Below are 6,365 nucleotides of genomic sequence, written 5' to 3'. Positions count from 1 at the left end.
GGTTTTTTGCGTCTGTAATTTGCAGAAATTGATATATTTTTCTTCCAACTTGCATGTTTCCCCACTATTTTTACTCACCAGCTCACCAGCTCACCAGCTCACCAGCTCACCAGCTCACCAGCTCACCAGCTCACCAGCTCACCAGCTCACCAGCTCACCAGCTCACCAGCTCACCAGCTCACCAGCTCACCAGCTCACCAGCTCACCAGCTCATTTTTTAATTGCTGAGTTCCTTGTCTATCTTAGGCTTCCTTATTTCGTTCTTGTCCTATTGCTTATACCAATCACATTAAATATCTAATCAGTTCAGAGCCTCACAGGTATCTCAATCCAAGGCACATTGACGCAGAAATGGTATTCCCTTTTAAGTCAATGCAACACCGGAGTGGGATGCCGAAGGTCGGCTAACTGTTAACGGCATGGCAACGCGCTTTATACTGCGTTTAAGGCTTTCGACAGAGCACCACTATGCCTTCAAGCCTTTGCCTTGTTTAAAGCGCGTTGAATTCCCGCTGAATGAACAGATATTAAATACGATTGGTATTAATCCTGCGAATAGCTAAGAGCCTAAGGTCTACCTCGGGTAGCACTGTGGCTTATCTTTCAAGATAGCCGCTCCACAACAAACCGTATTGAGCCTCTAGCACCGCTTTGTGTTGGTATCAAGGGGACATCTAAGTTGTCAAAATGGATGATTTAATTTGTTAGATTGACCCCATTCCTCTTCTTCTTCTTCTTCTTCTTCTTCTTCTTCTTCTTCTTCTTCAATCAATTCCTTCAGAACGATATGCCTTTCTATATTCATTCAGAATCAAATAGCAGTAACTTGGATTGTGAAATTTGCATACTTTTTCACTTGGTTTATTCCTATGTTCGTTGTTTTCAATTTAGAAATCATTTTTTAGTCTAGGACATCCTTTCGACTTAACTCTAGCATTGTGGCTGTTTCATTATGGAATATTGATTTAATTGCTCGATTTCTGAGGATTAGTGATTAACAGTCTTTTGGTTTAGTTATTATTGGTAAGACCAATTTACATTTGCATGGTGTTTTTGTTATCAATTGGTTATGTTTGTAGCGGGTTAAGTTCAAGCTGGTTTTCTTGTTGCGTGATTTATTAGCTTTTAAATGTGATTTTTTATTCAAATATTCTTTGTGTGGTGGTCGCTATAGGTCTGTCTACGAGAGACCCATAGTTTGTAAACCGCTCAACCGATTGAATGTTGAACTTGTGATGCGATAGCGATGGTTTGGGGCAATCGTACTGTTGATAGGGATTGAGAGAGTAAGGGGTAGGGGGAGCTATGGAGGATGTAACGCAATCTTTATTGGATGCCGTTGGCATTATGTTTTTGGGGATGGGCTTAGTGTATTTATTTTTAAGTGTACTAATCCTTGGGATCCATTTGGTTGCGCGCTGGTGTGCAGTCGATGCTGCCTCTGCACGTTTTGTTAAAAATCATGCTAAAAGTCAGCAGAGGGTATCGCAATCTGATGCTAAGCCTTTAGACCCAAATGTGGTCGCTGCGATTTCACTAGCGGTAAAGCAGTATCGTTCACAGATTAAGTAATGGGGAGCAATATGACTTTTGTATCTAATTCTACGACGGCAGTGGCTAAGCCATTATTTTTAACTGATGTCGTTTTGCGGGACGCGCATCAATCCATTTTAGCGACGCGCTTACGCATTGATGACATGTTACCGATAGCACCACGACTCGATAAGATCGGCTTCTGGTCACTGGAATCTTGGGGCGGTGCGACGTTTGATGCTTGTATTCGTTATCTTGGTGAAGATCCTTGGGATCGGATTCGTGAGCTGAAAAAGGCGATGCCCAATACGCCACAGCAAATGTTGCTACGTGGCCAAAACCTCTTAGGTTATCGCCATTATGCTGATGATTTAGTTACGCGTTTTGTTGAGCGCGCCCATAGCAATGGCGTTGATGTATTTCGTATTTTCGATGCGATGAACGATGTGCGCAACCTCGAGACTGCGGTGAAAGCGGTGCGCCAAGTTGGCGGCCATGCGCAGGGGACGATTTCGTATACCACGAGTCCAGTGCATACCATAGAGACGTGGGTTGATATGGCAAAACGTCTCGAAGATATGGGTTGTGATTCTTTGTGTATCAAAGATATGGCGGGCTTACTTAAGCCGATGGAAGCGTTTGAGCTGATTAGCCGACTAAAATCCCAAACGCAACTTGTGTTATCTATGCACTGCCATGCGACTACGGGGTTGAGTACTGCGACTTATCAGAAAGCCATTGAAGCGGGTATTGACGTGCTCGATACGGCAATTTCGTCGATGAGTCAAACCTATGGACATACTGCAACTGAAACCGTTATCGCTATGGTGGAAGATACTGAGCGTGCCACGGGTTACGATATGGTGTTGCTTGAGGAGATTGCAGCTTATTTCCGTGACGTGCGCAAGAAGTACGCTAAGTTTGAAGGCGCGCTGAAAGGCATAGATTCGCGTATTTTACGTGCACAAGTGCCTGGTGGCATGCTGACCAATATGGAGAGCCAATTAAAGGAGCAAGGCGCGGCCGATAAGATGGACTCGGTATTGGAAGAAATTCCCCGCGTACGTGCCGATTTAGGTTTCTTGCCGTTAGTGACGCCCACATCGCAAATTGTTGGCTCGCAGGCAGTCATTAATGTGTTGATGGGTGAGCGTTATAAGTCACTGACCAAAGAGACTGAAGGCGTGCTCAAGGGGGAATATGGCGCGACGCCTGCGCCAGTCGATGCAGCATTGCAAGTAAGAGTGCTGCAAGGGGCGCAAGCCATTACCTGTCGCCCTGCGGATCTATTAACGCCTGAATTGGCTAAGTTAAGGCTTGAGTTAGCAGATAAAGCACAGGAACAAGGCATTCGCCTATCTTCAGAGCATGACGATGATGTGCTGACCTATGCACTCTTCCCACAAATAGGATTGCAGTTCTTAAAGAATCGTGACAATCCGAGCGCCTTCGAGCCTAAGCCTGAGCTGACGTCGGCACTTGCTACTAATGCTGCGGACCGTGGCCCTGAAACCTACACGGTAACTGTCGAAGGGCAAGATTATGTGGTCGAAGTCGCCGCAGGCGGTGAGATCTCGCAAATTCAGCCACAGGGTCAAAGTGTGCAAGCCGTGCAAACTGCTACGGCGAGCACTGCGCCATCAACAAACCATGGTGAAATTAGACTTGAAATGAGCGCGCCTCTGTCGGGCAACATCTTCAAAGTTCATTTTTCGCCAGGCGATAGAGTGCGTGAAGGCGATGTCGTGATCATCCTTGAGGCGATGAAGATGGAAACTGAAATTCGTGCTCAGGGCGATGGCATTATCGCTAAGCTCTGGGTGAAAGAAGGCGACTCAGTGTCTGTGGGTTCTCAATTACTGGCCTTGGCGTAGGAGTCATTATGGAAGGTTTAATGGCTTTTTGGGCCGAGACTGGTATTGCCCATTTTACTGGCGGGCAAGTGTTGATGATGGCAGTGGGCGCTTTGCTCTTGTATCTCGCCATCGTGCGTGGATTTGAGCCTTTGTTGTTGCTGCCCATTGGTTTTGGTGCAGTACTGGCGAACATTCCCCATGCGGGATTTACCGAAGAAGGTGGCATGCTGTATTACGCCTATCATGTGGGGATTGAGACTGGGGTGTTCCCACTGTTGATCTTTATGGGCGTCGGCGCGCTGACCGACTTTAGTGCCTTGATTGCCAATCCTAAAACCCTGTTGTTAGGGGCGGCGGCGCAGTTTGGGATTTTCGCGACATTGATTGGTGCGATAGCGCTGAACTTAGTGCCGGGCTTTGAGTTCACCATGAAGGACGCGGCGGCCATTGCGATTATTGGCGGTGCTGATGGACCTACGGCGATTTTCCTCGCCTCCAAACTGGCACCTGAGTTATTAGGGGCGATTGCGGTCGCGGCTTATTCCTATATGGCGTTAGTCCCGATTATTCAACCGCCGATCATGCGCTTACTGACAACCCAAGCTGAGCGCGAAATTAAAATGGAGCAGCTGCGCGAAGTCAGTAAAAAGGAAAAGATCATTTTCCCTTTGATGGTGCTGGGATTAACGATCCTCTTCTTACCCGCGGCCACGCCGTTAGTGGGCATGTTTTGCCTTGGTAACTTGATGCGCGAATCGGGCGTAGTGGATAGATTATCGAAAACGGCGCAGAACGAGCTTATTAATATCGTCACGATTTTCTTAGGGTTAGCTGTGGGTTCTAAGTTATCCGCGGATCAATTCCTGCGGCTGGAAACCTTAGGGATTCTGGTTTTGGGTGCCTTGGCTTTCGGTGTTGGTACTGCCGCGGGGGTGTTGATGGCAAAGCTGATGTGTAAGCTGTCGGGCGGTAAAGTGAATCCGCTGATTGGCGCCGCAGGGGTATCGGCTGTGCCTATGGCGGCGCGAGTCGTCAACAAAGTGGGATTGGAAGCGAATCAACATAACTTCCTGCTGATGCATGCTATGGGGCCCAATGTGGCGGGGGTGTTAGGCTCTGCTGTGGCGGCGGGGATTTTACTTGCTGTTCTTGGGTAACTGATTGGGTTAATCACTGAGTTAACCGATTTGGGTTAACCGATTTGGGTTAACTGAGCTTTGAACATCTTCCAATCGTTAGCTTAGTTTTATCACTAAGGCCAACTCAGTATTGAGTTGGCCTTTTGCTAAGCCGTTAACCACATTAACGTGATGAGGATTAAAATCATCCCTTCGCCTATGCCGATAATGTAGATAAAACCTCGTCTGCCTTGTTTTAGCGTGAGTTTGTTGGCTTTTAAAAATAACGCCCAAAACAAACATAGGATCAGCGGGATAAGGAAGAGTCTCGTCATTGTCTGTTCTGCTAAAATGTGAGTTAGAGTGGCTTCAGAGTCTAACAGCTTGATCTTATTTGGGTAACCTATTTTGCAGCTGATGAGGACCGTTGGAGTTGATTAGGGCTTTAAAGCCGACGGATTAAAGGCCGTTTGCTGGATAATAAAAAAGACCGCCTAAGCGGTCTCTTGATTTACATCATCTGCGTAATTTACCTAATGTTACTGGTGGTTTAGCGCAGTGGCTTCGATCCAGTATTGTTATTGCTGCGAATTCACAGGTGTAATGTCTTGGTTATCGTTCGAATAGAACTGCGCTTCATCGAGTTCATTTTCTGATTTACCAATCACGACTGCTGTCATCATATCGCCCGTCACGTTCGTTGCCGTGCGGATCATATCGATAATACGGTCAATCGCGGCGATAAAGGCAATGCCTTCAAGTGGCAGACCAATCACACCTAAGGTCACAGTTAACATCACCATTGCACTTCCTGGCACGCCAGCGGTTCCAACAGAAGCCACGGTTGCAGTCACGGCAATCATTACATAGTCCAGTGTATCGAGCGGAATATTGTAAATCTGCGCGATGAAGATAGCGGCAATCGCAGGGTAAATACCTCCACAACCGTCCATGTTCATGGTCGCACCTAATGGCATCACAAAGGCACTATAACGCTTTGATACACCCATGGTTTCGACTGCGCGGGTGCTCGCAGGTAAAGTACCGAAACTTGAAGAAGTACTAAAGGCGACTAACTGCGCTGGCATAGCTTTGCGGAAAAATTGCAGTGGGCTTAAACCACCGACAAATTTCACTAAGCCACCGTAAACAAAGATGATATGGATAAAGGCGGCAATGTAGATAGCCCCGATAAACTTACCTAACGGCAGTAGAGTCGATAAACCGTATTCACCGACAACCCAAGCCATTAAACCAAACACGCCGATAGGAGTGAGTTTTAAGACCATGCGAGTCAGTTGGAACATGACTTCTGCGCCCGCTTCTATGGTGCGTTTTAGCGGATCAGCCTTCTCGCCAACTTTGTTGATAGCGATACCCACTAACGCGGCAAACACGATAATTTGCAGTACCTTGCCTTCAGCCAGTGAGGCGAAAGGATTGACTGGGATCATGTCGAGCAACACTTGTGCAAAACCGGGAATATTACGCTCGCGCACTTCAGTCGCCGTGAGCTGCATAGTGCCGCCCATGTCGATCATTGAACCTACGGCTAAGCCAATCAGCGAGGCAATCGTGCCTGTCAGCATGAACATGCCTAAGGTTTTAAGGCTCAAGCGTTTCAGGCTAGTTTGCGAGCCTAGCGACGTGATGCTGACGACAATGGCACAAAATACCAAAGGCGCGACCAACATCTTAATGGCGCCAATGAACAGATCTCCGAGTGGTTTTAGCACTGTAGCGCTTTCACCTAAAATAACGCCAACGAGCGCACCTAAGATAAAGCCTGCTAAGACTTTTTGCCAAAACGGAATGCGGCTAATGGTTTGAAGGATCATGCATATTCCAGAAAAATAAA

7 protein-coding genes are annotated in these 6,365 nt (G+C 47.1%); 4 read left to right on the top strand and 3 right to left on the bottom strand.

Features of this window, described 5'->3' with window-relative positions; all coding sequences use genetic code 11:
• A partial coding sequence (locus tag Q4Q50_RS17285) for a hypothetical protein (protein WP_311900408.1) occupies positions 1–301 on the top strand: 301 nt, incomplete at its 5' end.
• A 381-nt stretch (positions 302–682) separates the two neighbouring features.
• On the opposite strand, the gene Q4Q50_RS17280 is transcribed toward Q4Q50_RS17285, so the two are convergent.
• Positions 683–805 carry a hypothetical protein gene (locus Q4Q50_RS17280; protein ID WP_311900406.1) on the bottom strand — a complete coding sequence of 41 codons (123 nt, stop codon included), beginning with the start codon at positions 803–805 and terminating at the stop codon, positions 683–685.
• A 500-nt stretch (positions 806–1,305) separates the two neighbouring features.
• Between Q4Q50_RS17280 and Q4Q50_RS17275 the strand changes: the two genes are divergently transcribed.
• From Q4Q50_RS17275 to Q4Q50_RS17265, 3 genes are read left to right on the top strand one after another with little or no spacing between them, the layout of a single operon-like run.
• The gene (locus Q4Q50_RS17275; RefSeq protein WP_063883449.1) at positions 1,306–1,572 is read left to right on the top strand and encodes an OadG family transporter subunit; all 267 of its coding nucleotides are present in this window, start codon (positions 1,306–1,308) and stop codon (positions 1,570–1,572) included.
• A gap of 11 nt (positions 1,573–1,583) precedes the next feature.
• Positions 1,584–3,407 (top strand): sodium-extruding oxaloacetate decarboxylase subunit alpha, encoded by a 1,824-nt coding sequence (gene oadA / locus Q4Q50_RS17270; RefSeq protein WP_311900404.1) that lies wholly within the window; start codon positions 1,584–1,586, stop codon positions 3,405–3,407.
• A gap of 8 nt (positions 3,408–3,415) precedes the next feature.
• Positions 3,416–4,546, top strand: a complete 1,131-nt coding sequence (locus Q4Q50_RS17265; protein ID WP_006084952.1) for a sodium ion-translocating decarboxylase subunit beta — start codon at positions 3,416–3,418, stop codon at positions 4,544–4,546.
• A gap of 128 nt (positions 4,547–4,674) precedes the next feature.
• Here Q4Q50_RS17265 and Q4Q50_RS17260 read toward each other — a convergent pair whose 3' ends face one another.
• Both Q4Q50_RS17260 and Q4Q50_RS17255 read right to left on the bottom strand, forming a co-directional pair.
• Positions 4,675–4,842: a hypothetical protein gene (locus tag Q4Q50_RS17260; protein ID WP_006080601.1), complete on the bottom strand. Its 168-nt coding sequence runs from the start codon at positions 4,840–4,842 to the stop codon at positions 4,675–4,677.
• Between the two features lie 243 nt (positions 4,843–5,085).
• Positions 5,086–6,345 (bottom strand): dicarboxylate/amino acid:cation symporter, encoded by a 1,260-nt coding sequence (locus Q4Q50_RS17255; protein WP_259481901.1) that lies wholly within the window; start codon positions 6,343–6,345, stop codon positions 5,086–5,088.
• Positions 6,346–6,365: the final 20 nt, after the last annotated feature.

Origin of the sequence: Shewanella scandinavica (assembly GCF_031932065.1) — a bacterium.
Taxonomy (GTDB): Bacteria; Pseudomonadota; Gammaproteobacteria; order Enterobacterales; family Shewanellaceae; genus Shewanella; species Shewanella baltica.
The sequence above is the reverse complement of the archived record's forward strand: the minus strand, read 5'-3'. Positions and strand labels throughout refer to the sequence as shown.

Coding starts and splice junctions, on each gene's coding strand:
- oadA (WP_311900404.1), top strand. CDS start 1,584: ATGACTTTTGTATCTAATTCTACGACGGCAGTGGCTAAGCCATTATTT.
- Q4Q50_RS17255 (WP_259481901.1), bottom strand. CDS start 6,345: ATGATCCTTCAAACCATTAGCCGCATTCCGTTTTGGCAAAAAGTCTTA.
- Q4Q50_RS17275 (WP_063883449.1), top strand. CDS start 1,306: ATGGAGGATGTAACGCAATCTTTATTGGATGCCGTTGGCATTATGTTT.
- Q4Q50_RS17265 (WP_006084952.1), top strand. CDS start 3,416: ATGGAAGGTTTAATGGCTTTTTGGGCCGAGACTGGTATTGCCCATTTT.
- Q4Q50_RS17280 (WP_311900406.1), bottom strand. CDS start 805: ATGAATATAGAAAGGCATATCGTTCTGAAGGAATTGATTGAAGAAGAA.
- Q4Q50_RS17260 (WP_006080601.1), bottom strand. CDS start 4,842: ATGACGAGACTCTTCCTTATCCCGCTGATCCTATGTTTGTTTTGGGCG.